Raw genomic sequence first — 26,306 nt, 5'->3', positions numbered from 1 at the left:
TTGGCGGAGGAATAAAAACGCTCAATAAGTTGGGCGTTTTTTATGAGGAGCTTGCGTTTTTTTCTGATCTAGAACAGAAAGAGGGCTTATTGTGCAGCGTAAACACATATAAAAAGAGCCACTCGAAGGTGGCTCAAATTTTGACTTTAAAAATTAAAACTTCTTAAAGCTTTTATTTCCAAAAGGTTTACGTGGTGCATTTTCATCACGCGCGTCGCGTTGACCATAGGTGCCTTTGTTGCCAAAGTTCTCTGGACGGCTGTCACGTTGTGCATAGCCTGAGTTTTGGCGTGGTTCACGTTGACCATAACCTGTTTGTGCATTGTCCTGACGACGTTGGCTATGACCATTTGGATTTTCACGACGTTCACGGTTGAAAGCTGGCTTCGCTTGTTGTTGGCCTTCATCTTCATTGTCACGGCGCTGTTGACGTAAGAAACCACCACGACGTGCAGCCATTGGTTTTTCTTGCATACGTTCAGTACGACGTTTTGCCATGCCGTACAAACCAGTGCCTTGACGTGGTTTTAACTCAACCGCTTTGGTTAAGTTATCGATGTCGTTTTTGTCCAATTCCATCCAACGACCCGTACGTAGTTCGCGTGGTAAAATAACCGTGCCATAACGTGTACGGAGTAGACGGCTGACTTTTAAACCTTGCGATTCAAAAATACGACGTACTTCGCGGTTACGACCTTCTTTTACCACCACTTGATACCAGCGGTTAATCCCTTCACCGCCAATTTCAGAGAATGACTCAAACTTCGCTGGGCCATCATCTAACACCACACCTTTGAGCATGTTGTTCTTAATTTGAGGCGTCACTTCACCCATAACACGTACAGCATACTCACGTTCAACTTCATTTGATGGGTGCATCAAGCGATTCGCGAGTTCGCCATCATTTGTGAACAACAGTAGACCTGTTGAGTTAATATCCAGACGTCCTACCATCACCCAGCGATCATTCGCGATTGCAGGTAATTGATCAAATACCGTTGGACGTGACTCAGGGTCGTTACGTGAACAAATTTCGCCTTCTGGTTTATAGTAAATCAGAACACGACGACGAATTTCATCTTCAATTTGGAACGATACTTTACGACCATCGATGCGAAGCTCATCACCTGGTTCAATACGTTCGCCTACTTGGGCAACTTGGCCGTTGACACTCACACGACCAGCGGCAATGACTTCTTCCATATAACGGCGAGAACCCAAACCAACTCGTGCGAGTACCTTTTGCAACTTTTCACTCATGACAGCATAACCTTAGAAATTATCATCAACAGTTCACCTATTTACGACTTCGGTGCATTCGCATCGAGCGCCATAAAAGCTTCCTTGGCATCCTGCAGGGGAGGCAACTGACCTAAAGAATTTAGGCCAAATGCATTTAAAAATTGGGGCGTTGTAACTAACAACGCAGGTCTTCCTGGGAGTTCACGAAAACCAGATTCTTTAATCCAGTTCCAATCAAATAACGTTCGTAACAGTTGACTGTTATTTGAGACTCCTCGAATTTGTTCTATATCTGCTCGAGTGACGGGTTGATGATAGGCAACCACGGCCAACATTTCGAGTAGCGATGGCGAGAGACGAGTTGGTCGCTCTGGCCACGTTTGTGCAACGATTTGACGGTATTTTGCTCGAACTTGAAAACGAAAACCTTGAGCAGTTTCAATCAGTTCAATCGAACGACCATGCTGTAACATGGCAAGTTGTTGTAAAAACTGGCGTAAATCTTGTTTGCTATATTGATTTTGGAACGATTCTTTCAATCGTGCAAGTGAAACAGGTGCATCACTGGCAAAAATAATCGCTTCTAACTGCATCAACACTTCATGCAAGTTATCTTCATTCGTTACAGGAGCGGTTTGTTCTAACATTATTTTTTGACTCCTTGTATCGAAAGCGGTGCTTCAACACCTGAACTCACAATTTGAATACGTTGCTGACGGGTTAACTCTAAAATGGCCATAAACGTCACGACCATGCCCATCCGACCTTGGATGGGACGCAGCAAAGATTCAAAAACTAAAACTTCACCTGAAGCGACTTTGCTTTCAATAAAAGCCATGCGCTCTTCAAGTAAAACAGGTTCTTGTGCAATTTGATGGGTGATCGGCTCAGGTCGGTTAAATACACAAAACAGGGCATCACGTAGCTGTTGCACATTATGACCGTCATTATTATCTAGAGTTTGGCCTAAGCTGACATTGGTTGAGAAGGTGTCTCGCTCTAATATAGGCATTTGCCCCAAGCGTTCAGCCGCTTGTTTAATACGGAGATAAGTTTCTAAACGGTCAATCAGCTCTTGTTTTGGATCTTTTTCAATTTGGATTGTATTGGGTGCTTTGGGCAACAGCAAACGTGACTTTAAGTCAGCCAATAGCGCGGCCATCACCATATAGTCTGCTGTCAGCTCAATGTTAAGTGACTTCATGGCATCCATATAAGACAGGTATTGCGCTGCAATCGGGGCAATATCTAACTGTAATAAGTCGAAGCCATTTTTTTGAATCAGGTAAATCAGAAAGTCGAGTGGTCCTTCAAAATGCTCTAAAAGAATTTCAAATGCAGCGGGAGGAATATATAAATCCTCGGGGATGGAGTCATGCCACTCATCCATAACACGGATTTGTGGAAGATCTTCCATGGCATTATGGACGGATTGATTCATTACAGTTATTGGCCACGCGAATTTTCAAAGGCATGATTATGTTTTTTCGAATCAGTACTTAGGAGAAAAAGTAGAGGTGATTTAAAAAATACATAATTTTAATAGGGCTTAGTGTAAAACAAATTGCGGTGTGAATACATGATTTCACCGACCAAATAACAAAAAAAGCTGTAAATAAATAGAGAGTATTTATTTGTGTGATGCTTTTTATTTGCTGATGTCGTGGCTAAATCTGCAGAAATGGGTTGGGTTTAAGAGAACATGACGGACTTAGGGCCTAGTCCTGTGGTTTGAAAAATAATCGATTTATTGTAAGTAGCTAGATGAGGCTGCATAGTGCGGCATTATGAATCTCAAAAGCAGCCTACAAAATAGGCATTGGATGAATGCCTTAAAGAATAGCGCTGAAATACGAAGAATGTATTTCAGCGCAGCCCTAAACGTTAGACTTTGAAGCCTTAAGCTTTTGGGTGTTGATCAATCTCAGATCATCGCGTTTGAAATTATTTAGTCTTTTAAATCGATTGTGACGGTATCGATTTGACCTGTGAATGCATACGGCGCTTTTTCATTGTAGCGAGGTGAAACGGTTGAGCCTAAGTCCATACCGATATCGAAGGTTTCAGTTGCGGAGAAGCGATAAGGAACCACTTTTTCAACCTGACCTTGGGCAACCGTATCGCCATTGACGCTGATGGTCACGGGTCCGCCAATACCATGTCGTCCTTCACGCGGAGTCTGTTGATAGTCTACGACGATGCTGTGTTTACCCGGTGCTAATGCTTTGGTGGAAGCAATCCGATAATACGATTGGGCAAAGAAGTTGTATTCGTACACAGGTATGCCATTTTCCAAATACAAAGAGAAGCCACCACCTGAACCACCTTCAGCAACAATTACACCATTGGCACCGCTTTTAGGAATGACAATGTCAGCCTTAATACTATGCGAGCGCTGATACATGGGTGGTGCACTGCCTTCAGGCAGACGCGTGGTTCCTGCTGAATAGGTGAATTGCTTTCGGCCACGAACTGAAGAAGGCCGTTCTGGATTAAAAGCACGTTCCACAAAACGGTCATCTAACGGATAAACGCCATATTTGCCTGCTTCTTGGTCGAACAGTTTCTGCATTTCTGCTAAGCGTTGAGGCTCTTTGGCTGCTAGGTCATGCGCTTGGGAAAAGTCCTGTTTGATATTGTATAGTTCCCACGGACTATCTTTAAAGCCTAAAGAGCCACTGAGCTTCCACGGTACGCCATGGAAGGATGAGGCAACCCAACCGTCTTGATAGATGGCTCTATGTCCACCCGTTTCAAAGTATTGGGTATGACGCTGATCTTTGGCTTTTGCATCATTGAAACTGTATGCCATGCTAATGCCAGACATTGGCGTTTGCTTTACACCATCTACTGAGTTGGGCTGCGGAATATTGGCTGCTTCTAAAATGGTTGGGGTGATGTCGGAAACATGATGGAATTGGTTATGGATCGCATGCGTGGCTCTAATTTTTGCAGGCCAAGAAACGATCATGCCATTGCGTGTTCCCCCGAAGTGAGAAGGAACGCGTTTCATCCATTGGAACGGGGAAGAGCCAGCCCATGCCCAACCGACAGGATATTGGTTTTCGTGCTTTGGTCCGCCAATTTCATCAATATGTTTTAATTGATTTTCAACGGTATCTGGAAAACCATTTTGAGTCATTAGATTATTTATAGTACCCGTTAACGTCCCTTCAGCACTGGCACCATTATCCCCAGCAATAAAAATAATGAGGGTATTATCTGCATCGGGAAGTTTCTTAATGGCTTTAATCAAACGTCCCATTTCATGATCTGTTTGCGCGAGGAAGCCTGCAAAGACTTCTTGATGTTTTGCAAACAAACGCTTTTCATCGGCTGATAAGGAAGCCCAAGCTTGAATACTGTCTGGACGTGGCGTTAAGTCAGTATTTTTAGGCACAATGCCCAATTTCTTCTGACGGGCCAAGGTTTCTTCACGGACTTTGTCCCAACCTTGGTTGAACTGGCCTTGAAACTTATCAATCCATTCTTGATTGACATGGAGTGGTGCATGGACGGCACCGGGTGCCATATAGACAAAATACGGTTTATCTGGAGATACTGAGCCTTGACGATTGATCCACCCAATTGCATCATTGACCAAGTCAACATTCAGGTTATAGCCTTGCTCTGGTCTTTTAGTTGGTTCAACGGGTGTTACTCCGCGGATCAGCTGCGGTTCCCATTGGCTCGATTCACCACCAAAGAAGCCATAAAAATATTCGAAACCGAGACCTGTTGGCCAGCGTTCAAAAGGCCCAGCTGGAGATGTTTCCCAGTCAGGGGTGTTGTGCCATTTACCAAATGCCGCAGTGGCATAGCCATTGTCTTTAAGGATTCTAGCGACACTGGCACTTTCCTTGGGCCATATTGTGTTATATCCCGGATAACCCGTTGAAAGTTCGGTGATGGTTCCCGCTCCAACTTGATGTGGGTTTTGTCCAGTTAAAAGAGCTGCACGTGTTGGAGAACTAATCCCTGTAGTATGGAAACGATTGAAAATCACACCATCATCTGCAAGTTCATCCATTTCAGGTGTCGGTACAGGCCCACCAAAGGTGCCAGCTTGCCCAAAGCCTAAGTCGTCTAACAAAATTACCACCACGTTAGGGGCACCTTTGGGTGCTTTTACAGGTTGAGGAAAATCTTGTTTAGAGCCCTCAAAGGTTTCTTTAATCACCCCTTTAAATTCTGGTGTAGGCTGGGGCAAAACCAAGCCTGTCTGGTTTGAGGCTTGAGGTGTGCTACTTTGGGCTTCGGGAGCTGCTAAAGCGGCATGCGATGCTGTAATGGCTGCGACCAAGGTGAGGACACGTGTCAGTGGTTTGGAGCTTAATGATCTATTTTTGTTCATATACAATCCCTTATTAAAAGTTTCCTTGCTGTGGTGTTGAAAAAATGTGCAAAAATGCTGAGCAGGGAAAAGACCTACGGAATAAAAAGGTTTAGATGTTTGGGGATTTCGATTGAGTTGTAGCTTCAGACATGAGGCTCTCATCTCATACAGACTGTTACAGGCTTGATTTAAACGAAGCAGAGATCGCGTTTGGAGGAAACCTGAATAGTTGGAAGCTGAATGCGATGGATTGGCTAGAATGCATTGGAGTGGTTGAAACCGCAAATAGGCCTAATATTGTTGTATTCCCTTGGTTCGACATTTTTTGTCCTTATTGATTTGATTATGCTGTAGCTGTTTTTCATACCCATGACGATCCATCGTCAATGCACGGTGAAGTACGTTTAATGTTCTGGCTGTACAGTATCAAACTGCTTCAGAGGATGAACCACTCAAAAGAATGGACTTGGCTGTTTTTTCCGCACTTTAAAATGAAGATGGTTATTTGCGATAACAGTGGTTGTGAACACTGAAGCTGCATAGATTAGGTACTTTATTGTTATGGATGCGTGGATTTATTTGAACGCGTAGGGAAGAAAAATACGTCTAAAGCCTGCAGAAATGGATCAGCTGACGCGACGGAAAATATTCATTCAAGATTTACTCAGGTGCTTGTAGAGCAAATTCAATGATGCGTTGACAGTTGTCCTGTAAGCAGAGGTTTTTGGGTTCAAGATATTTGAAATATTGCTGGATGGTCGCGATCGGCAGGAAATAGCTGTACAGATTCTCTTCCCGCATAATGCAGTTGATTGAACTCGGACTTTGCACCAAAGTCTCGGACTCAAGCGTCCAAGGACGCTGCACATATAAATTATGTTGCTCGGGAAATTGATTCAGATTGAGTAAAACCGTAAACAGGGTCATGTTGATCTCTTGAGAATGTGAGATTCAGTTTCCCTAGCGAATAAATGCAGCGCATTACTCAAATGCGCTGACATCGCCAAGCCCACGGCGAATCACTTCAGGGTGATCACCTGATAAGTCGACAATACTGGTGGTGTTTAATGTGCCCAGCCCGCTGTCGATAAACACATCAATTCGTTTTGACAGTTGCATTTCGATGTCATAGGGATCATCCAGCGGTTCTTCCTGATTCGGCAGGATTAAGGTACTGGTTAGTAGCGGCTCACCTAACTCTTTGAGTAACATTTGGCACACAGGGTTACTTGGAATACGTAGACCAATGGTTTTTTTCTTCGGATGCATCAAGCGTTTAGGCACTTCACTGGTTGCAGGCAAAATGAACGTGGTCACGGCTGGTGTATTGTTTTTCAGTAAACGATACATGGCATTATCGACTTTGGCATAAGTGGCAATATCGGACAGATCTGCACAAATGATGGCATATTGATGTTTGGCCCCAAGGCCGCGAATTTGAGCAATCCGCTCCATGGCATTTTTATTCCCAATCTGGCAGCCAATGGCATAAGCGGCATCGGTTGGGTACACCACCACATCGCCTGCGCGAATCCGTTCTACTGCTTGGCTGATGGAGCGTGCTTGAGGGTTATCAGGATGGACTCTTAAATGAAGCATCGTTTTTATCTCCTGATGGTTTTTTCAACATTATCGCGCTTTATCTCGGTGATGTTCAATGACCAAAATGTGAATCGTGCTAAATTTAGTCGAGCATTTCTCTTTGAAATTCATCGCTCTGTAATGTTTTGCCAGCACGAGTACATAGGCAAATGCAGTCAATGAAGTGTTTCGCATCGCGCGGTAATTGGGCTTGGCCTGAAAAATAAGCCTGAACTTGAGCGAAAACATGGTCTTTGAAGCGGTTGCCGTCACCACCTTCACCAGTCAGATTGTCTAAGGAAACACGGAACTTCCGACCAAAAGCTGTGGCAAATAACCATTCTATGGCTTGCGGCTTAATTTCAACCTGTTCAAATAAAGCTTGTTGCTCAGCCGTACGACCATCGGGTGCATACCAGTAGCCTAAGTCGGGGAGTAGACGGCGTTGGTCTCCTGCGATGCTCCAATGGCTGATTTCATGCAATGCACTATTAAAAAAACCATGGGCAAATTGGATACGCGCAGGGGTGCTGTCTATCGCGGGAAAATATTCAGGTTCAAAGTCACCTTTAACCAAGTTGACATTCAGGTGGGAAAACCAACGATTAAAGTGTAAGATGAGCCAATCAACTTGTTCTGCTTCTGTACACAAATTCTCCCACGTCGAGAGTTGCACTTGGCGGTTTGAAATGTCAGAATCGACAGTTGAAATTGTGCTCACAAGTGATGAAATACTCACTTCTGTTTGCGGCTGCAACAGATGCATGACTTAAGTTACCCAAATGGTCTGTCTAAATAAGTACAAAATTGTATCTTAATCTTTGACAGAGTACTGATGAATTTGTAGAATTGCCGCCTTAATTATGTCAGCAAATACCTTTCCGGCACAGATTGAGCCGTTTAAATGGGCCGAACAAGGCTTTACATGGTCAGGAACACTGCCATTGTCTCGCTTTGCTCGTATAGCCCGTGAAGCTGTTGGATCAATTGATGATCAATTGATTAACATAGACTGTAAGCTATCAATGGATGCGTATCATCGTATTGTATGGCTAGATGGTCACGTTGAAACGAACGTTCCAATGGAATGCCAGCGCTGTTTAGGCACGGTAAACATTGAACTCGTTTCAGATTTTCATCTAGCTCTAGTGGATGATGAGTCACTGATAGAGCGCTTGGATGAGGATGCTGATTTCATCGTCTTAGGTGAAAGTGAAGCAACGACGAAAGGTAGCTATGATGCGCCTGCGACGGCTGATTTACTGTCTCTGATAGAAGATGAATTGTTATTGTTGATGCCTTTGTCTGCTAAGCATGACGCTTGTGAACATAAGCACCAACCTGCCGTTGAAGAACTTGTTGAAGAAAAGCGGGATAATCCGTTTGATGTTTTGGCAAGTTTGAAGGGTAAACTTAACTAATTTTTGTGTTATACTCTTCCGTATAAGACAACTGAATTTGTTCTGATCCATATTTTTCGATTTGTAAGGAGCCATCATGGCCGTTCAGCAAAACCGTAAAAGTCGCTCTCGCCGTGACATGCGCCGTTCACATGACGCTTTAACCGAGAATGCATTAACTGTAGACCAAGCTACTGGCGAGACTCACCGTCGTCACCACGTATCTAAAGATGGTATCTACCGTGGTCGTCAATTATTCGCTAAAGCATCTGCTGAATAATTGTCGAAGCATTAAGCTTAAAGCTTAGTCGAAAAAAGGGGAGCGTAAAGCTCCCTTTTTTTGTTGTCGAATTTTTATCGCTGCTGTTTTTGTTGTATTTGGCAATTACATCGACCTAAATTAAGTGTTAAATTTTCGCTCCATAAACGAGAGCAAAGACAAGAAAGGACTTTTTTATGTCTGCGAAACAACTTGATCAAGTCGCTCAGGCAACAAAAACAGCTTTTGTATTTCCTGGTCAGGGTTCACAAAAGGTTGGCATGTTGGCTGAATTGGCAGAACAATTTGCCAGTGTTGAAGCAACATTTGCAGAAGCCTCTAAAGCGGTTGGATTCGATTTGTGGCACATTGCACAATCTGGTGAAGGTTTAGACCAAACTGAATTTACCCAACCGGTATTGTTAACTGCCAGCATTGCTTTGTGGCGTGTATGGTTAGAACTTGGTGGTGTTGCACCAAAGTATTTGGCAGGACACTCACTTGGTGAATACAGTGCGTTGGTTGCAGCAGGAAGCCTAAGCTTAGGCGATGCAGTCAAGCTGGTAAACTTGCGTGGCAAGTTGATGCAAAGTGCTGTACCTCAGGGTAAGGGCGCAATGGCGGCCATCTTAGGTTTAGATGATGCGCAAGTTGTTGCTTTATGCCAACAAGTTTCGAGTCAAGCTGAAGGTTCAGTTGAAGCGGCTAACTACAATGCTCAAGGTCAAGTGGTGATTGCTGGTGAAAAAGCAGCAGTTGAAGCAGTCATGGCTTTAGCCAAAGAAAACAGCGGCAAAGCGATTGCACTCCCAGTTTCTGTTCCATCGCATTGTTCATTGATGAAGCCTGCTGCAGAACAGTTCGCACAAGCTTTGGAACAAACTGCCATTGAGCTGCCTAGCATACCTGTAATACAAAATGTGGGCGCGGAAATTGCTACAGATGTAGCACAAGTCCGCCAAGCACTTACCGCTCAGTTATATGAGTCTGTACAGTGGACCAAAACAATGCAGTTTATTCAGGATCAAGGGATCCAATATGTTGCAGAGTGTGGTCCAGGCAATGTTTTGGCAAACTTGGCAAAACGTCTACCTAATATTGAAAAAGCATTTCCACTCGATAGTAAATCGCGCTTGGAAGATGCACTAAATGCCATTTTAGTGGCTGAAGGAAAAATTGCATGACACAGGAACGCAAAATTGCACTCGTGACAGGTGCAAGTCGAGGGATTGGTGCTGCCATCGCTCAGCAACTTATTCAAGACGGTTATTTTGTTGTGGGTACTGCGACATCTGAGTCAGGTGCAGAAAAACTGGCTGCAAGCTTCGGTGAACACGGTGCAGGTAAAGTGCTCGATGTTCGTGATGGTGCTGCCATTGATGCGCTTGTAACTGACATTGAACAAAACTATGGCCCTGTGTTGGTTTTGGTGAACAATGCTGGGATTACCAAAGATAATTTGTTACTTCGTATGTCAGAAGATGACTGGGATGACATTTTAAATATCCATTTAAAAGCAGTTTACCGTTTGTCGAAACGCGTTTTAAAAGGTATGACCAAAGCGCGTTTTGGACGAATTATTAATATTAGTTCTGTGGTTGCGCATTTTGCCAACCCAGGTCAGGCCAACTATTCAGCAGCGAAAGCTGGTATTGAAGCATTTAGCCGTAGCCTTGCAAAAGAAATGGGCAGCCGTCAAATCACTGTAAACTCAGTGGCGCCTGGTTTTATTGCAACAGAAATGACTGAGCAATTAAGCGAAGATATCCGTAAAAAAATGAGCGATCAAGTGGCTTTGAACCGTTTAGGTGATCCACAAGATATTGCAAATGCGGTGAGCTTCTTGGCATCAGACAAATCAAATTACATTACTGGTACGGTAATGCATGTAAATGGTGGTCTATACATGAGCTAATTGGCTGATGGATAAACTTTCAAAATTTTAAAGATTCAATTAAACTAACGGCATTAAAAACGCCACAAGCAATGAGGAGAATTCCTGTGAGCGATATCGAACAACGCATCAAGCAAGCAGTTGCAGAACAACTTGGTCTTAAGGCTGAAGAAATCAAAAACGAAGCATCTTTCATGGATGACTTAGGTGCTGACTCTTTAGACCTTGTTGAGCTTGTTATGTCTTTCGAAAACGACTTTGACATCACAATCCCAGATGAAGATTCTAACGAAATCACAACTGTACAATCTGCGATTGACTACGTTTCTAAGAAACTAGGTTAATACATATTGTTTCAGCTTTGCTGAATGGAAAAGCCACCCACTTGGGTGGCTTTTTTATGCCTTTCAAAAAATGCAAAGCACCTAACTCACCTTTAAAATCTTTTATTTACTCGGGTAACTTACAAAGCTTTACCTTAAGAGGACTTTTCGCTACCAAATCTACCGTCTGTTTTGGGTATAAAAAAGGGTGTCTCATTTTTGAGCATTCACTATAACAACACTGATATAACAAGATGGAGCATACACATGGGTCTTTTTGATTTTGTTAAAGGCATTGGTAAGAAAAATACAGCAGCAGCCGAGCCTCAAGCTGCACCAAGCACACCAGCAGAGCCATCTGCTCAAGAAATTGCCAACAAGTTATTGGGTCATATCAAAGCATTGGGCTTACCTGTGACGGGACTTTCAGTTAGCTATAACTCCACCACGGATTTGGCGACCGTGAAAGGGCAAGTTCAGACTCAAGCCGATAAAGAAAAGATTGTTTTAGCCGTCGGTAATATTGACCATGTGGCGCAAGTCGATGATCAACTCACTGTGGCGAGCCCTGAACCTGAAAGTAAGTTCTACACGGTTAAATCGGGGGATAACTTATCGAAAATTTCCAAAACATTTTATGGTGATGCCAACCAGTACAATAAAATTTTTGAGGCCAACCGTCCGCTATTGAAAGATGCAGATGATATTTTCCCAGGCCAAGTCCTACGTATTCCTGCTTAAGTTAAAAGGTTGAAGAAAAGGCGCATGAAGCGCCTTTTTTATTTGAGTGTGGAATGTTGATCGAGTGCTTAGCGACTTGCTTTCACAACAGCATGCTGACTGAGCATACCTAAGGTAATTTTTTTTACTTCATCCCGACTTTGTTGAATGTGAGCGCTGATCTTTTCAACGGCAAGCTCTGTCTGTTGCTGTGCTATATAATTCAAAATGGCTTGATGCTCCGCATAGGTGGCTGCAATCCGATCTGTTTTTGAAAAATCGAGGCGACGAATAATGCGAATTTTTTCACTGATCTCTTGGTGAATTTTGATCATTTCTTGATTGCCAATGGCACGAACCAATGCACAGTGAAAATCTTCATCAATTTTCGCCATGGCTTTTAAACTCGACAGATACTGCTCCGGTGCAACCATCCAAATTTTGTGTAGGTGTTTCATTTCCTTAGATGGCTGAGATGCACTGCTGCATAACTTTCGAATTGCATACTGCTCAATCATGATGCGTAACTCATACAGCTCATCGTAGTATTGCAAGTTCAACGGACGGACAGTCCAGCCACTACGAAATGCCACCTCTACATAGCCTTCTTGTTGCAATCGATATAGCGCCTGCCGTGCAGGCGTGCGGCTGACCTGATAGCTCAAGGCGATTTCGGATTCGGTAAAACGTTCACCTGGCATCAATTTGAAATCAAAAATATCGTTTTTTATTTGCTGGTAAACCAGTTCAGACAAATTGTCTGAACTTGAACCTGCACGTGTCGTATTGGGCATGCGTTATTCCATATAAACCAAAGGCTCACCGCTATGAACGGTTTGTCCAGCCCGACAAATAATGGCTTTGACAGTACCATCATCCGCAGCGTACACCGGTAATTCCATTTTCATGGCTTCAATGATAGCAATGGTTTCACCTTTTTTCACAATCTGACCTTGTTCCACTAATATTTTCCAAATATTACCGGTCATCGAAGCATGTAGTGCTGCATAGGCGCTGTAGTCAGTCTCATCAGGTATTTCTGCAATCAGATGTTCTTGATGATCAACACTTTCTTTCCATAAGCCCACTTCAGCGCTAAAAGCGTGTTGTTGCTGTGCTCTAAACTCGGCAATGCTGTCTTTTTCATCTTCAAGGAGTTGTAAATACGCTGCATAGTCAAATTCAGTGTCTTCAATTTGAATTTGTGCTTGACCATTTTCAAAGTCGGCACGCCATTGCTCTAACTCTGGCTCAGATACGGGGAAGTATTTGATTTGATCAAAGAAGTTTAGGAACCATTGTTTGTCGCCAAACTGTTTGTTCTTTTTAAACTTATTCCAAATGGGTAGAGTGCGTCCGACCAGTTGGTAGCCGCCTGGAGAGTCCATACCGTAGATACACATATACATGCCGCCAATGCCTACGGTACCTTCAGCGGTAAAAGTACGTGCAGGGTTGTATTTTGAACTTAATAGGCGGTGGCGTGGGTCAATCGGTACTGCACAGGGCGCGGTGAGATAAACATCACCAAGGCCTAAAATGAGGTAGTTAGCATTGAAAATAATCTCTTTGACTTGCTCACGACTGTCTAAGCCATTGATGCGTTGAATAAAATCGACATTGTTCGGTAGCCAAGGCGCTTTGGCACAGACACTTTCTTGATAGCGTTCAACAGCACCTAAAGTTGCACTGTCTTCAAATGCCATGGGTAGATGAATGATCCGTGACGGAATCTTGATTTGGCTTAAATCCCCCATTTGCTGTTCAAGCTTGAGTAGAAATTCGATCAATTGATGCTGTGGAAGCGCGAGTCCATCGTATTTGATTTGCAGCGAGCGTACACCAGGCGACAGTTCCAATATGCCTTTAATATTGGCTGCGCGAATGAGTTGCATGAGCTGGTGGACGCGTAAGCGTAGCGCCAAGTCTAAAACGTTGTCACCGTACTCCAGTAGAATATAACTGTCACCCGCTTGGCGGTATACCGTGCGTGGGGACACATCAGTTGCTTCTAAGCTGGCAAGAATTGCGAATGTTGGAATATCACTGCTTGGCAGCTCAGAATGAAGTACTGCGTCGGCAAAGTTTTCGATCCGTTCAATTTGTTGTTGTTCTAAGGCATTGGCTTGTTCAACAGTCAAAGGATAAAAGCTGATTTTATCATCGGCTTTAAGCTGACCCACTTTCCAAAGTTCAGCTTTGGCAATAGTTACAGGGCAAACGAAACCTCCTAGACTTGGCCCATCTTTGGCTAAAATGACAGGGAAGTCACCTGTGAAGTTAATCGCACCAATGGCATATTCACAGTCATGGACATTGGATGGGTGGAGCCCTGCTTCACCGCCATTTTCACGTGCCCAGCTTGGTGTTGGCCCTGATAGTCGGATGCCTAGACGATTGGAGTTAAAGTGTACGCTCCATTCGGAGGCAAAAAACTCTTCAATATATTCGGGTTTAAAGAAGTCAGGTGCACCATGTGGGCCATATAGCACCCCAATTTTCCATTGTTTGCCATAGCTTGGAATCAGTGCAGGAGATAGAGCTTGTGGTTCATGCGGGGCTAAAGGTGTATCGCTATTTGGATGGGCTGTGTTGACGAGTTTGATCATGTCACCTGCACGAAGCACGCGTCCTGCATGCCCGCCAAAGTTCCCTAAAGCAAAAGTCGAACGACTGCCCAAATATAGGGGGACATCGAGTCCATGACGGACGGCTAAATAGCTACGGCAACCAGATTCGACTTGTCCTAAGCTGAGTACTTGACCTGCGCGAATGTGAATCGGCTGCCAAAAGGTCACGGGCTTATCATCCAGTTGCGCAGGGCATGGCGCACCTGTCAGTGCAATCACACTGTCTTGGTGGAACTTGAGGCTTGGGCCTTGCAGGGTGAACTCGAAACCTGCTGCGCTAGCAGCATTCCCTACAATTTGATTGGCCAATTGAAAAGCATAGTCATCCATAGGACCCGATGGTGGTACACCGATATCCCAATAGCCAACACGTCCCGGAAAGTCCTGAATCGAGCTTTGCGTGCCAGCTTGGAGTACTTCAATCACATTCGGTACGTAGTCAAAGTCATCCAGCAGGCGTGTCCAGATTTGCATTTGTGCAAAGCGTTCATCAGAGATCACGCTATGTGCATAGTCTAAATTAGTGCTGATGCCATTTAAACGAGTTTGAGAGAGCACACTTTTTAGTTGCTCAATGGCTTGTTCACGGGTGTCCGCATGTACGATGATTTTGGCAATCATTGGGTCAAAATATTGCGAAATTTCTGTTCCTGTTGAAACCCATGTATCAACACGACAATTGTCTGGAAATACAACTTCGGTCAGTACACCTGGGCTGGGTTGGAAGTTTTTAACTGGATCTTCTGCATAAATACGCACTTCAATTGCCGCACCTTGCGGTTGGATGTTGCTAAGTGCAGTCCAATCCAGTGTATCGCCCGCAGCGACTTTAAGCATGCATTCAATCAGGTCTAAACCCGTCACCATCTCAGTGACAGGATGTTCCACTTGTAGTCGGGTATTGACCTCAAGGAAGTAAAATTCATCACGTATAGCATCATAAATAAATTCGACCGTACCTGCGCTGCGGTAATTGACCGATTTGCCGAGTTCAACTGCTGCTTGATGTAGTTTTTGACGTGTAGTTTCGGGTAGATGGGCCGCAGGGGTTTCCTCCACTACCTTTTGGTTGCGACGTTGCAATGAACAGTCACGTTCGCCTAATGCAACCACTTGACCTTGACCATCACCAAAAATCTGAACTTCGACATGGCGTGCACGGTCAATAAAACGTTCTAAAAATACGCCCGAATCTTTAAAAAATTGTGCGCCTAAACGTTTGACGCTTTCATAAGCTTCAACTAAGGCTTGTTCATTATCACAGCGGGTAAGACCAATACCACCACCGCCTGCGGTACTTTTCAGCATGATAGGGTAACCAATCTCTGTAGCCGCAGAAATTGCCTCATCTAAGCTTTCAAGTAACCCTGTCCCAGGTGTCATAGGCACTTGTGCAGCAGCAGCCAGTTCACGTGCACGGTGTTTTAAACCAAACTCTAAAATTTGTGTCGCGGTTGGTCCCATAAAGGCAATATTATTTTTCTCACAAGCCTCTGCAAATTCAGCGCTTTCTGATAAAAAGCCATAGCCGGGGAAAATAGCTTCAGCCCCCGTTTTTTGTGCCGCTTGAATCAATTTTTCAATGCTTAAATAAGTGTCGGATGGCTTTAAGCCATCTAAGGCAATGGCAATGTCCGCATCTTTGACATGTTGTGCATAACGGTCACTGTCTGAATATACCGCTACACTGGTCATCCCCAGTTTTTTTAAAGTGCGAATTGCACGTACGGCAATTTCGCCACGGTTTGCAATCAATACAGTTTTAAACATTTTAAAATTCCTAAATTTGACTAAGCTTGTTCTACTTTTGAGTTGTTACGGTGCTGGATATAGGCGCGCCAACCGCCAAAATGACTGATGTTTTCGGCATCGTTTAAGCCATAAGGTTCACAAATGAAACCTTTCACCCATCGACCATCTGCCAGTTCGACATTGCCCATGCCCAGTGGTGTCGGAATCTCTGCGACAAATTCTCCAAAGCGAGCGGTGGGTACATCCCACAGTTCAACAATGATCTTTTGACCGTGTTCATCGACTCGGGCTAGACCGGGTTTAGGCGGGATCGTGCCATTCAGGGCAAATAGGGCATAGTGTTCAGCGGTATGCGTGGTTTCCACAAGCACAGCATCACGGGTGAGCAATTGGAAGTTCAGCGGCATTCCAGTCAGGTGTGCCCCAACCACCGCAACACGGATATGATGTGGAGAGACTGAGTTCTGCAGCACTGGAATGGGTGCATAGCGGTCTAAAGCCCCCAGCTTTAAGTTCAAATGTGTCTGCCAAATTTTTCCAAATTCAATCAGGGCTTGGTCATACCATGCAGGTGCAATTAGGCTGATGCCGAAAGGTAAACCGTCTGTGCGGAAACCTGCGGGCAGGGCGAGGGCACTTAAATCGGCGAGGTTGGTAAAATTGGTATAAGTCCCAAACTCAGAGTTCAGACTGATCGGTGACTGCTCCATTTCTACAAGGGTATGAATGGTTGGGGAGGTAGGAACAATCAATGCATCAAATTGGGATAAAGTATCTTGAATTTTTCGGCTTAAGTCTTGCTTTAAGTATTCCGCGTTATAGGCATCGACTGCACTAAAATCATGACCTTTTTGAATGATTGCACGTACTGTCGGATCGAAAACCTCGAGCTGCTGCGTCAATAACTCGGCAACCGCCGCCGTACGTTCTGCCACCCATGAGCCTTGATAGAGTTGGGCTGCCAACTGTTCAAACGCTGAAAAATCAATTTCAGTAATTTCAGCACCGAGAACTTTTAACTGTTCTACAGCCAGTTGGAAGGCATATTTAGCTTGGTCATCTCCAAAGAATTCCAGTTTTTGGGGAATAGCAAAATGTGGCTTAGCCGAGAGTTTCGCAGGTACAGTTTTTGGGTGCTGGCGTGAATAGCTATCAAACGTATCGTAGTGTTCTACCGTTTGGGCAATGGAGTCGGCATCTGTTACCGTTAATGCAAAAATCGAAATACAGTCTAAACTTTTACAGGCGGGGAGTAGCCCACGATTTGAAAAACGACCTTTAGTCGGTTTTAGCCCAATAATATTGTTAAATGCAGCAGGAACACGTCCAGAGCCTGCAGTATCTGTTCCGAGTGCAAAGGGCACCAAGCCACGAGCAACAACACTGGCTGAACCAGAGCTAGAGCCACCACTGACATAGTCAGCATTAAACGTGTTGCTGACCGCGCCAAAAGGAGAGCGTGTTCCGACGAGACCCGTTGCGAACTGGTCTAAATTGGTTTTTCCCACAACTATTGCCCCTGCATTTTTAAGCAGGCGAATGGTTTCTGCATCTTGCGTAGCAACAGTTGTCAGGGCTTTGCATGCGGCCGTGGTGACAAAACTAGCAACGTCGATGTTATCTTTAACTGCAAACGGAATACCGTATAAAGGTAATTCTTTGCTGAGGTCTGTAGCTTGCTCTGCTTTTTGCTTTAAGGCTTCAATTTGTTGGGACAGTATTTCTGTCGTAGCAATTGAAATCCATGCATGATCAGGTTGTGGTAATTGCGCTACATAGTCGATTAAATCTTCAAGATGAATATCTTGGTTGAGATAAGCAGTTTGCCATTCTTGAAGTGTCCAGCCAATGCATTTGTTCTGACTCATTTTTTGCATTCCAACTTGTATACATGATGGAATACAAAAATGCAGAATCTATGCCAATCTAATCAATTTTATTTATCTTTAGTTATAATTTTTATAAATCAATTGGTTGAGAGTAAAGCTTTGGATTAATTGAGTGATTCTAAGTGTTTTTAGAGTTGCACCAAAACAAGCGCATAGGGGAGCTAATGGTGCTTTTTATGATCAAGCCTTGGGTAGTTTGACGTTAAACTATTTAAAAATAGGGTTTAAATCATATTCGTTTTTTATGTGAATTAAAGCCAAAAGAATTGAGGTTAAAACATATTATAAAATAGGATGATTCAAAGAAAATATACACACTCAGTTTTTAATTTTTATGTATAACTTAATGTAATTTGAAGTATAGCAAATCTGGAAAGTTGCAAGTTTCATTTAACTCTTGACCAATACAACCGTTGAAATTTGCAGAGATAATCAATAAATCACGCGTATAACTTATAATAAACTATTATTCTTATAATTTTGCATTCAGATTTTCTCATCTTTCCTGTGTAATTAATTCTATGCCATATATTGATATACATAAGCAGGCTGGATCTCAATTCAAACATCTGACATGAATAACTGGGTCTTTTTTTCGAATAATAATTGATGTACTTAACTTGTATTTATCCTGCGTAAGGTGATGATCTAAACTGTCTGTCGATAGCAGCTCAATTGCTTCTATGTATAAGCTATTGCCAGTAGGCTATGTATCTATGGGGGAGTGGCCTATATTTCTTGATAAGCAGCAGCTTCAAGAATTGCGGGTTATGTAGAAGATTGTAATTGTTAGCGGGCTAAATGAAGTTCGAGTAAATTGCAAACCAGTTTGAAGAAAATAAAATTTTAATACTTCTCTGGGGGATAAAGGAATGAATGGGGTTAAGCTGAATATGACTGGGATAATATCAAAACTATAAAAATAGAAACTTACAGATGGATCGGTCATTTATTGAAAAAAGGCTCTGAAACTTAAAAAATTTATTAAAGTTACAAAAAATTAAAGATTTTTTTTGAGACTTTTGTACAATCAGCCACAACTTAAAATTTAATAATAACGATGCCCAATAATATTTATGCTGCAATAGAGCAACTTGGACTTAGTGCACAAAAACGTGCCATTCATATTCAGTTCAGCAATACTTCGCTTAACGAACAAGTATTCCTTCAGCGCATAGATGGAACGCATGAACTGAATGCAGGTATAGAGTTACAGCTCCTTTGCTTATCTACCTCCGCTCATATTCCGTTAAAGCAATTTATCGGTAGTCAGGTGGCTGTCGATATTGTCACTGAAAAATCAGAACTCAATCGTATTTCGGGCATCATCACCAAGGCTGATGTAGGGGCAAGCGATGGCGCTTTAACCATATACCGTTTAACCGTGGAAGACCCGACAGCCTTATGGAAGCATCGACGTAATTCTAGAGTTTTCATGGCGAAGTCTGTTGTTGATGTGGTTCAAACTATTTTTGCCGAGTGGCAGCAACGTAGTCCCTTATTTGCTTCGAGTCTGACTTTGGATAAAAGTGGTTTAAGCAAAGAATATGATGTGCGCCCATTCATGATGCAAGCGAATGAGTTGGACAGTGAATTTATCCAAAGGCTGCTCTCTTCAGAGGGGATTAACTGGCTTATTGATGAGTCTCAGCTCAAAGTGTCCAGTTCAAGTGAACCTATTCAACCACAAAAACTTAGACTTATTGATGACAACGCCCAATATCAAAGTTTAGAACGTCAGAATATTCGCTTCCATCGTAGCAGTGCTGTAGAAAGCAGTGATTCGATTACAAATTTGGTCGGGCAGCGTTCTATACAACCAACATCTGTTTATATTCAACATTGGCAAGCAAATACTTTAGAAGTAGAAGAAGGTGCGGGTTCAGTTCAAAGCAAACATAGCCATAGTGATAATCAAGACAACGCCAGCCTAGGTTTAGAGCAGGCGTGGCATTTCTCACCTGCATGGATACAAGACCTTAAAGGTGAAGATGGAACGACCAAATCAGGCAATGGTCAGATTGAAAAGTTTAATCAAAATCTTGGACACTATTACGACTTACAAGCTAAGCAATTTATGGCTACCTCGACCGTACGAGATGCACAAGTGGGTTACTGGTTTGAGCTCAACGAACACCCTGAAATTGATCAGCATAGTGGTTCAGACAAAGAATTCTTAATCACATCCAAAAAATTCTATAATCAGAATAATTTACCTAAAGATTTGACCGATCAAATCACAGCTTTGTTGAAACAAACCAATTGGCAACAGATTGAAATTACAACAAATAATAAAGAAGAACGCCAAGCCAATCACCTCGTCTTACAACGACGTAATATCAGTATTGTTCCAGAGTACAATCCGCTGCGACAACGGCCTATTGCATCACCACAACGTGCGAAAGTGGTTGGGCCAAGTGGTGAAGAAATTCACGTGGATGAATGGGGGCGTGTTAAAGTCCGTTTCCTGTTCACGCGTAGTGAAGACAATACTCACGATGGCGGTGCAGGTTCAAATGACAATGACACAGATTCTGCTTGGGTTGATGTGCTCACACCTTGGGCAGGTGAAGGTTATGGTGCACGCTTCTTACCGCGTATTGGTGAAATCGTGGTTATCGACTTTTTTGATGGCAATATCGACAGACCTTTTGTCGTGGGGCGCATCCATGAAGCACAACGTCATCCAAGCAAATTTGACAATACAGGCAAACTGCCTGATACCAAAAAACTGGCAGGGATCCGATCAAAAGAGGTTCAAGGCGAGGGCTTTGGGCAACTACGTTTTGATGACACGACGGGTCAGATCAGTACCCAACTACAAAGCAGTCATGGTGCGACACAACTGAACTTAGGGAATTTGAGTCATCCTAAAGAAACGGACACCAGTGAAGGGCGAGGTGAAGGTTTTGAACTGCGTACAGACCAGTGGGGAGCACTCAGAGCTAAACAGGGTTTATTACTTTCTACCTATCGACAAGATTCAGCAAATGGTCATCATCTTGATACTTCTGAAACGAAATCACAATTTGAATCTAGTCTAAGTAATTCAAAAGCTTTAAGTGAAGTTGCTAAAAATCAACAAACCGATCCATTAGAAATACTGGATAATCTAAAAGAGTTTATTGAACAAATTGAACAAGAAAGTGAGGCGAAGGCAAAAGCATTTAAACAAGCTTTAATGATATTGACCTCCCCCCATTCGATTGCTCTGACTACAAATGAAGATGTTCACCTTTCAGCAGATGGTCAAATTGGTCACAGTGCAGGGGACAGTATTAATTTTAGTACCCAAAAGAATTTACTTGCACATGCACAAAGTAAAATCAGTTTGTTTGCAGCACAGGATGGTGCGAAATTCTATGCAGGTCAAGGCAAAGTTGAAATACAGGCTCAAGCAGATGGGGCTGATTTGATAGCACGTAAAGGTGTTCAGATCATTTCAACTGAAGATGCCATTTACATTACCAGCCCTAAAGAAATTAAATTAATCGCTGATGGTTCGGAACTTAAGATTAATAGTTCTGGAGTCTTTGCAACAACTAGTGGAAAGTTTGAGGTTAAGGCGGGGCAACATAAGTTTATGAGCGGGGGAGAGGTTTCACCTAATTTGCCCCAATTACCTAAACTAGAATTTGCTCAGTCACCTTACTCAGCGCAATATCAACTATTTAAAGCAGATGGTCGAAATTTTAAAGGATATAAGTACTTTATTTCTGATAATCAGAATAATTTAATGAAAGAAGGTATTACAGATGAGTACGGATTTACAGAGCAGGTTGTTACGGAAACTAGAGAAAGAATTATTGGATATAAATCGGTGATGAGAGAAAGCGAGCGATTGACTGAAAATTGGGAAGCAAAATTAGAAGAAAAATCAAAAAAACTAGAATCTGAGTTGGATGGAGAGTAACGATGCTTCCAGCTATTATTGTCGTTGTTAAATTGGCAGGTTATGCAATAACAGCATATGAAATATACCGTACAGCTTCTAATGCTTATGGTGAGGTGAAAAACTATCAGGACAACATTAAAAAGGCTAAAGAAGAAATTAAAAAAATCATGAAAAATCTTGGTCAAGAGATTTCAGATAAAATTGATAAGGAAAAAGAAAAGGTCTTACTAACGACATTAACTACTGGTGATAAGCAAAGTAACAATACCAAAGCTGCATCTGGGAGACCCCAGACAAAAAGTAATGTGATTACTGCTGCAATCAAACAAAAGACACCATTTCGTTCAATCATAAGTCAGGTTTGTGAAAAAGCAGAACAACTACCTATGATTCAGTTGAGAAAGCAGAAAGGGAAAAAGTTAAAGGATATAGTTCCTAAAAGTAAAGTGGATGTTGTTGCAAAGCTTCTAAAAATGAGTGCTCAAGAACTGGCAGGAGCAAATGTTGATGAATATATCATTGTGAGACTGAAACAACTTGCTGTAAATTTTATGTTTGAATTCATGGATGAAATTGTCAAATGGAAAAGTCCATTAAAAGCTGAAGTCTGTTTTGGTTATGATGTTAAAACGAAGAAGTACCTTGCACCTTTATTAGAGGGGAAAACACGAATCAAGCGTACAGGTTCTGATATCAATCCATTCTGGCCGATGCCCTATAAAGGAAAGAATACAATTGGTGCTGATATTATTATTCCTGAGTATCGTGGTGAACCTTTAACTCTGACCAATATTTTTGCATTAGTTGAAATCAAGTTTCAAGGTGATCGAATTGATGATAAGCAATTTAAGGCTTATGACGATTTAAAAAAGCAATGTGCTGCAGAAAAGAAAACCAGCAAGATAACGGCAAGTGAGGGCTTTAAGTTGTCACTGTTTCGTTATCCTGAAGATGTAAGTCCTAAGGATCAACCACAACAGCAACAGCCAAAGAAGTCAAAAGGAAAGGGTAAAATATAATGAATGACGAAGAGTTATTTTTAAGTCAAGATGAAGTGACTGACTATATAGCAGAGTTTAAAAAAGATAGTTATCACACTTATGGGTACGAACAAGAAGAGTTTGGCATTTGTCCCTACATCACATTTTATATTTACCATCAGGATAATGAAGTAGAGGAAATTGCCAATAAAATTATCAATATTTATGAAGATTTTGAAAATAAAATAATTGATAAGCCATTTAAGCGACGCTATCGGGATACAGGTGTCTGGAAAAATGCCAATAAATGGAAGCCTTCTCATAAAGAGTTAATCAATGAAATGCACCAAAGTTTTAAGAGGTATCCTGTATATTTTATAGCAGCAACTACAGGGAATTCTCCTAATCAAAGTGCCCGTTGGGTTTTCTGTGCTCAATTTTCAGATAACAATAATAGTAGGTATACGACATTAAAGCTGTCATTTGGTGAAAAATGGTATAGAGAACATAAGTCAAAATGGTATCAGTTTGTTCAACATTGTTTAATTAAACTTAATCCGATACAAGCTTATAGTGGCTATGAAATTGGAAATTCGACAAACTTTAATATTGTTTCGCCTGAGTTTGAAACAGCAGAACGTATTTTTAGTGATTACTTTTATGGGCTGGATATAGATCATCCTAATATGAATCATTCTCACGATGATCCTGAAGGCTTTATCTACACACCTTCGTTAGCCGCAGGTTTGCGAACTCCAACTTGGTGTTTTTTATTATCTCCCTATTGGCTCGATAAATTAGGTTTAAGCGAGGAGCAAATCCGCTTAAAACTAGATGATCCACGGATAGAGATCACCAAATTGCTAGATGCAACAGATCCTGAAAAATTCAGTCTTTGGATTCAACTTGGGGAACTGTCACTTTATCCTGTTGAAGAGGGTATTCCTGATTTATTGGTGAGGGCAAATGACCTGATAAAACCAATACGTTGTAATGACTTGAAACTAACTACGTTAGATGCATGGGATGATGACCCTAATCCACGATTTGATATAGAAAGTTCTCCCCAATGGATTGCCCGTTTTGATGAAGACAGCAGTTGGCCTGAAGGCAAACGAGTCAATAAGGTTAGCAACTTATCATTGGAAGAAGAAAAACTTAAAGTGAAAGGTGGAGAGCCATGCCCACAAACAGGCTATTGGCAAACTCCAGCACAACCTGATTTACGACAGTATTTTGAAGAAGGTGATATTCTTCCAACCTTTTCAGAACTAGATTGGGGAGAGGTCTATTGGTATTGGGGTGGTGAAAAATAAGTTAATCATTTGAGAAAAGCCATCCTCTTTCGGATGGTTTTTTTACTTTTACCGAATGACATGCTGGAGCGTTAATAAATGTCCATACAAGTAAATGAGCAGACAATAGATTGGCAAAAGTGGTTAAGTTTAGAAATAAAAGACCCTGCTTTATTTAGAGATAATTTGCTTGAACAAAAAATGTATAGCAAAAGATTTGATACATTTGTGAATGGGATATATTCCGTAACGGATGGTTTTAGTAATTATAAAAATGAAAAAAAATATGGTGGCTATATTGCGGCAGGTCATCAGCGTTTAAACGATGTCTTAAATTTAATGTCTTTACAGTATTCGGCAGGCGGAAGTCTTGAGTTTTTAAAAGAAATATATCCATATCTACTTCATTGGACAGAAGAGTACGCAGAAGCAAGCCATTTATATAATTTAAGTCCTGATGCTGATGGACGATTTGTTTGGCATATTAGTTTGGGAACAGAAGACTATTGGTATATTGCTTTACGTCTGATTTGTTTTGGGCTGTTGACTGGCTATGCAGACCAGATGGATCGGATTATGCCAATCATTGACTATGTAGAAGCAACACCTGAAGGACAGGAAAAAGATGGATTAATTGAACGTTTAGTTGCTCCATTTGTTGCAGATCGTGAAACTCCACCAGATGAAGCAAGACGACATTTGCCTTATCGTAAGCTGATTAACGTGTTTAATGCTTCACCTGAACAGCGTCCAGCTTTAATGCTGCAATATTTAGAAGATTGGTATGAGGCGAGCCGCCGAGAGCCTTATTATGATCAGCATCCTCAAACTGATTTAAGATCAGGAAGAGGTTACTATGGCTATTGGTCATGGGAAGCAGCAGCGGTAACGTGGTTGCTGGATATAGATGATACGTCATATTGTGAACATCAGTTCTATCCAAAAGATTTGGTTGATTTTGCTCGAACACAGTCAAAAGTAGTTTTAGATGATCAACAATTAGAACGAATGAAAGTTAAGGGTGGAGAAGCTTGTATTAAAACAGGTTATTGGAGAACACCAGCACAACCAGATTTACGACAATACTTTAAACAAGGTGAGATTGTTCCTGCACTTATCGAGCTAGATTGGGGAGAAGTATATTGGTATTGGGATGGTGAGAAATAATTTAATCATTTTAGAAAAAGCCATCCTCATTTGGATGGTTTTTTACTTTTACCAAATGATATGTTGCCGGAGTAAGAAAGTTGAATAACCAAATAAATGATTTAAATATTGATTGGGAACAGTGGTTTAATCAACAAATACTAAATTATGGAAAATATAGAGATAGTTTCTTACAAGAAGATATGTATCAAAGGCGGTTTGATGCTTTTCTTAATGGTGTTTATTCAGTAACTGATGGTTTTCAAAAATATAAGGCAAATGCTAAATCCAGTAAAATGATGGCTGCTGGGCATCAAAGATTAAAAGATGTCTTAAATTTAATGTCATTACAGTACTCTGCAGGTGGAGATATTGCGTTTATTCAGGAACTTTACCCATATCTTTTAAACTGGACAGAAGAATATGCCGAAATTCATAGTCACTATCATCAAAGCCCAGAGGCAGATGGTCGATATGTTTGGCATATCAGTTTAGGAACAGAAGACTATTGGTATATTGCTTTACGTCTGATTTGTTTTGGACTGTTGACTGGTTATGCGGATCAGATGGATCGGATTATGCCAATCATTGACTATGTAGAAGCAACGCCTGAAGGACAGGAAAAAGATGGATTAATTGAACGTTTAGTTGCTCCTTTTGTTGCAGATCGTGGAACTCCACCAGATGAAGCAAGACGACATTTGCCTTATCGTAAGCTCATTAAAGTGTTTAATGCTTCACCTGAACAGCGTCCAGCTTTAATGCTGCAATACCTAGAAGACTGGTATGAGGCGAGCCGCCGAGAACCTTATTATGATCAACATCCTCAACCAGACATAAGATGTATTAGTTCCGACTTAATCTGACACAGAGCTTGAAAAAGAAGAAGTTACCGATTTTGATTAAAGGTGTCGAATCTCAATCAATAAAGGTAACTTCTCATGTTGCATACTAACAATCAAAT

Annotated in this window: 20 protein-coding genes and 1 pseudogene; 11 read left to right on the top strand and 10 right to left on the bottom strand. The window is 42.0% G+C overall.

What is annotated here, in order from left to right; all coding sequences use genetic code 11:
- Positions 1-153 precede the first annotated feature (153 nt).
- From rluB to KVY11_RS11730, 7 genes are all read right to left on the bottom strand, one after another.
- On the bottom strand, positions 154-1,260 hold the full coding sequence (gene rluB, locus KVY11_RS11760) for a 23S rRNA pseudouridine(2605) synthase RluB (protein ID WP_004695341.1): 1,107 nt from the start codon (positions 1,258-1,260) through the stop codon (positions 154-156).
- Between the two features lie 41 nt (positions 1,261-1,301).
- Positions 1,302-1,889 carry an SMC-Scp complex subunit ScpB gene (gene scpB, locus KVY11_RS11755; protein WP_010327370.1) on the bottom strand — a complete coding sequence of 196 codons (588 nt, stop codon included), beginning with the start codon at positions 1,887-1,889 and terminating at the stop codon, positions 1,302-1,304.
- Positions 1,889-2,683: a ScpA family protein gene (locus tag KVY11_RS11750; RefSeq protein WP_218289040.1), complete on the bottom strand. Its 795-nt coding sequence runs from the start codon at positions 2,681-2,683 to the stop codon at positions 1,889-1,891. The genes scpB and KVY11_RS11750 overlap by 1 nt, the downstream gene beginning before the upstream one ends.
- 507 nt (positions 2,684-3,190) lie before the next feature.
- Complete coding sequence (locus KVY11_RS11745) at positions 3,191-5,596, bottom strand: sulfatase-like hydrolase/transferase (RefSeq protein WP_218289039.1); 2,406 nt, start codon at positions 5,594-5,596, stop codon at positions 3,191-3,193.
- A gap of 642 nt (positions 5,597-6,238) precedes the next feature.
- Entirely contained in the window at positions 6,239-6,505 is a 267-nt protein-coding gene (locus KVY11_RS11740; RefSeq protein ID WP_005400318.1) for a hypothetical protein, read from the bottom strand.
- 54 nt (positions 6,506-6,559) lie between these two features.
- A complete protein-coding gene (locus KVY11_RS11735; RefSeq protein ID WP_218289038.1) occupies positions 6,560-7,177 on the bottom strand; it encodes an L-threonylcarbamoyladenylate synthase in 618 nt (205 codons plus the stop codon).
- 85 nt (positions 7,178-7,262) lie between these two features.
- On the bottom strand, positions 7,263-7,925 hold the full coding sequence (locus tag KVY11_RS11730) for an elongation factor P hydroxylase (protein ID WP_058870158.1): 663 nt from the start codon (positions 7,923-7,925) through the stop codon (positions 7,263-7,265).
- Between the two features lie 97 nt (positions 7,926-8,022).
- Between KVY11_RS11730 and KVY11_RS11725 the strand changes: the two genes are divergently transcribed.
- The 6 genes from KVY11_RS11725 to lysM all read left to right on the top strand — a co-directional run bounded on the left by KVY11_RS11725 (position 8,023) and on the right by lysM (position 11,776).
- Entirely contained in the window at positions 8,023-8,580 is a 558-nt protein-coding gene (locus KVY11_RS11725) for a DUF177 domain-containing protein (protein WP_004982945.1), read from the top strand.
- Between the two features lie 76 nt (positions 8,581-8,656).
- Entirely contained in the window at positions 8,657-8,839 is a 183-nt protein-coding gene (gene rpmF / locus KVY11_RS11720) for a 50S ribosomal protein L32 (protein WP_004279227.1), read from the top strand.
- Between the two features lie 176 nt (positions 8,840-9,015).
- The gene (gene fabD, locus KVY11_RS11715; protein ID WP_010327367.1) at positions 9,016-10,002 is read left to right on the top strand and encodes an ACP S-malonyltransferase; all 987 of its coding nucleotides are present in this window, start codon (positions 9,016-9,018) and stop codon (positions 10,000-10,002) included.
- Positions 9,999-10,733, top strand: a complete 735-nt coding sequence (gene fabG / locus KVY11_RS11710; protein WP_218289037.1) for a 3-oxoacyl-ACP reductase FabG — start codon at positions 9,999-10,001, stop codon at positions 10,731-10,733. The genes fabD and fabG overlap by 4 nt, the downstream gene beginning before the upstream one ends.
- A gap of 86 nt (positions 10,734-10,819) precedes the next feature.
- On the top strand, positions 10,820-11,056 hold the full coding sequence (gene acpP / locus KVY11_RS11705) for an acyl carrier protein (protein ID WP_004695351.1): 237 nt from the start codon (positions 10,820-10,822) through the stop codon (positions 11,054-11,056).
- A gap of 246 nt (positions 11,057-11,302) precedes the next feature.
- On the top strand, positions 11,303-11,776 hold the full coding sequence (gene lysM / locus KVY11_RS11700; protein ID WP_004695352.1) for a peptidoglycan-binding protein LysM: 474 nt from the start codon (positions 11,303-11,305) through the stop codon (positions 11,774-11,776).
- 68 nt (positions 11,777-11,844) lie between these two features.
- On the opposite strand, the gene KVY11_RS11695 is transcribed toward lysM, so the two are convergent.
- Genes KVY11_RS11695 through atzF form a run of 3 tightly spaced genes read right to left on the bottom strand, consistent with a single transcriptional unit; the run spans position 11,845 to position 18,005 of the window.
- A complete protein-coding gene (locus KVY11_RS11695) occupies positions 11,845-12,549 on the bottom strand; it encodes a GntR family transcriptional regulator (protein WP_218289036.1) in 705 nt (234 codons plus the stop codon).
- Between the two features lie 3 nt (positions 12,550-12,552).
- Complete coding sequence (uca, locus tag KVY11_RS11690) at positions 12,553-16,155, bottom strand: urea carboxylase (RefSeq protein WP_218289035.1); 3,603 nt, start codon at positions 16,153-16,155, stop codon at positions 12,553-12,555.
- A 20-nt stretch (positions 16,156-16,175) separates the two neighbouring features.
- Entirely contained in the window at positions 16,176-18,005 is a 1,830-nt protein-coding gene (atzF, locus tag KVY11_RS11685) for an allophanate hydrolase (protein ID WP_218289034.1), read from the bottom strand.
- A gap of 1,081 nt (positions 18,006-19,086) precedes the next feature.
- Here atzF and KVY11_RS11680 point away from each other — a divergent pair.
- From KVY11_RS11680 to KVY11_RS11660, 5 genes and pseudogenes are all read left to right on the top strand, one after another.
- Positions 19,087-21,939, top strand: coding sequence for a type VI secretion system Vgr family protein (locus tag KVY11_RS11680; protein WP_218289033.1), 2,853 nt, complete (start codon positions 19,087-19,089; stop codon positions 21,937-21,939).
- A gap of 2 nt (positions 21,940-21,941) precedes the next feature.
- Positions 21,942-22,940, top strand: coding sequence for a hypothetical protein (locus KVY11_RS11675; protein ID WP_078426824.1), 999 nt, complete (start codon positions 21,942-21,944; stop codon positions 22,938-22,940).
- Positions 22,940-24,217 carry a type VI immunity family protein gene (locus tag KVY11_RS11670; protein ID WP_218289032.1) on the top strand — a complete coding sequence of 426 codons (1,278 nt, stop codon included), beginning with the start codon at positions 22,940-22,942 and terminating at the stop codon, positions 24,215-24,217. The genes KVY11_RS11675 and KVY11_RS11670 overlap by 1 nt, the downstream gene beginning before the upstream one ends.
- A 78-nt stretch (positions 24,218-24,295) precedes the next feature.
- Entirely contained in the window at positions 24,296-25,363 is a 1,068-nt protein-coding gene (locus KVY11_RS11665; RefSeq protein ID WP_218289031.1) for a PoNe immunity protein domain-containing protein, read from the top strand.
- A gap of 80 nt (positions 25,364-25,443) precedes the next feature.
- A pseudogene (locus KVY11_RS11660) lies at positions 25,444-26,181 on the top strand (PoNe immunity protein domain-containing protein); the annotation flags it as partial.
- Between the last annotated feature and the right edge of the window lie 125 nt (positions 26,182-26,306).

It is taken from the genome of Acinetobacter sp. CWB-G5, assembly GCF_019209785.1.
In the GTDB taxonomy this organism is placed as follows: domain Bacteria; phylum Pseudomonadota; class Gammaproteobacteria; order Pseudomonadales; family Moraxellaceae; genus Acinetobacter; species Acinetobacter johnsonii.
Note: the sequence above shows the minus strand (reverse complement) of the source record. Positions and strands in the feature narration are given on the sequence as shown.

Coding starts and splice junctions, on each gene's coding strand:
- rluB (WP_004695341.1), bottom strand. CDS start 1,260: ATGAGTGAAAAGTTGCAAAAGGTACTCGCACGAGTTGGTTTGGGTTCT.
- scpB (WP_010327370.1), bottom strand. CDS start 1,889: ATGTTAGAACAAACCGCTCCTGTAACGAATGAAGATAACTTGCATGAA.
- KVY11_RS11750 (WP_218289040.1), bottom strand. CDS start 2,683: ATGAATCAATCCGTCCATAATGCCATGGAAGATCTTCCACAAATCCGT.
- KVY11_RS11745 (WP_218289039.1), bottom strand. CDS start 5,596: ATGAACAAAAATAGATCATTAAGCTCCAAACCACTGACACGTGTCCTC.
- KVY11_RS11740 (WP_005400318.1), bottom strand. CDS start 6,505: ATGACCCTGTTTACGGTTTTACTCAATCTGAATCAATTTCCCGAGCAA.
- KVY11_RS11735 (WP_218289038.1), bottom strand. CDS start 7,177: ATGCTTCATTTAAGAGTCCATCCTGATAACCCTCAAGCACGCTCCATC.
- KVY11_RS11730 (WP_058870158.1), bottom strand. CDS start 7,925: ATGCATCTGTTGCAGCCGCAAACAGAAGTGAGTATTTCATCACTTGTG.
- KVY11_RS11725 (WP_004982945.1), top strand. CDS start 8,023: ATGTCAGCAAATACCTTTCCGGCACAGATTGAGCCGTTTAAATGGGCC.
- rpmF (WP_004279227.1), top strand. CDS start 8,657: ATGGCCGTTCAGCAAAACCGTAAAAGTCGCTCTCGCCGTGACATGCGC.
- fabD (WP_010327367.1), top strand. CDS start 9,016: ATGTCTGCGAAACAACTTGATCAAGTCGCTCAGGCAACAAAAACAGCT.
- fabG (WP_218289037.1), top strand. CDS start 9,999: ATGACACAGGAACGCAAAATTGCACTCGTGACAGGTGCAAGTCGAGGG.
- lysM (WP_004695352.1), top strand. CDS start 11,303: ATGGGTCTTTTTGATTTTGTTAAAGGCATTGGTAAGAAAAATACAGCA.
- KVY11_RS11695 (WP_218289036.1), bottom strand. CDS start 12,549: ATGCCCAATACGACACGTGCAGGTTCAAGTTCAGACAATTTGTCTGAA.
- uca (WP_218289035.1), bottom strand. CDS start 16,155: ATGTTTAAAACTGTATTGATTGCAAACCGTGGCGAAATTGCCGTACGT.
- atzF (WP_218289034.1), bottom strand. CDS start 18,005: ATGAGTCAGAACAAATGCATTGGCTGGACACTTCAAGAATGGCAAACT.
- KVY11_RS11680 (WP_218289033.1), top strand. CDS start 19,087: ATGCCCAATAATATTTATGCTGCAATAGAGCAACTTGGACTTAGTGCA.
- KVY11_RS11675 (WP_078426824.1), top strand. CDS start 21,942: ATGCTTCCAGCTATTATTGTCGTTGTTAAATTGGCAGGTTATGCAATA.
- KVY11_RS11670 (WP_218289032.1), top strand. CDS start 22,940: ATGAATGACGAAGAGTTATTTTTAAGTCAAGATGAAGTGACTGACTAT.
- KVY11_RS11665 (WP_218289031.1), top strand. CDS start 24,296: ATGTCCATACAAGTAAATGAGCAGACAATAGATTGGCAAAAGTGGTTA.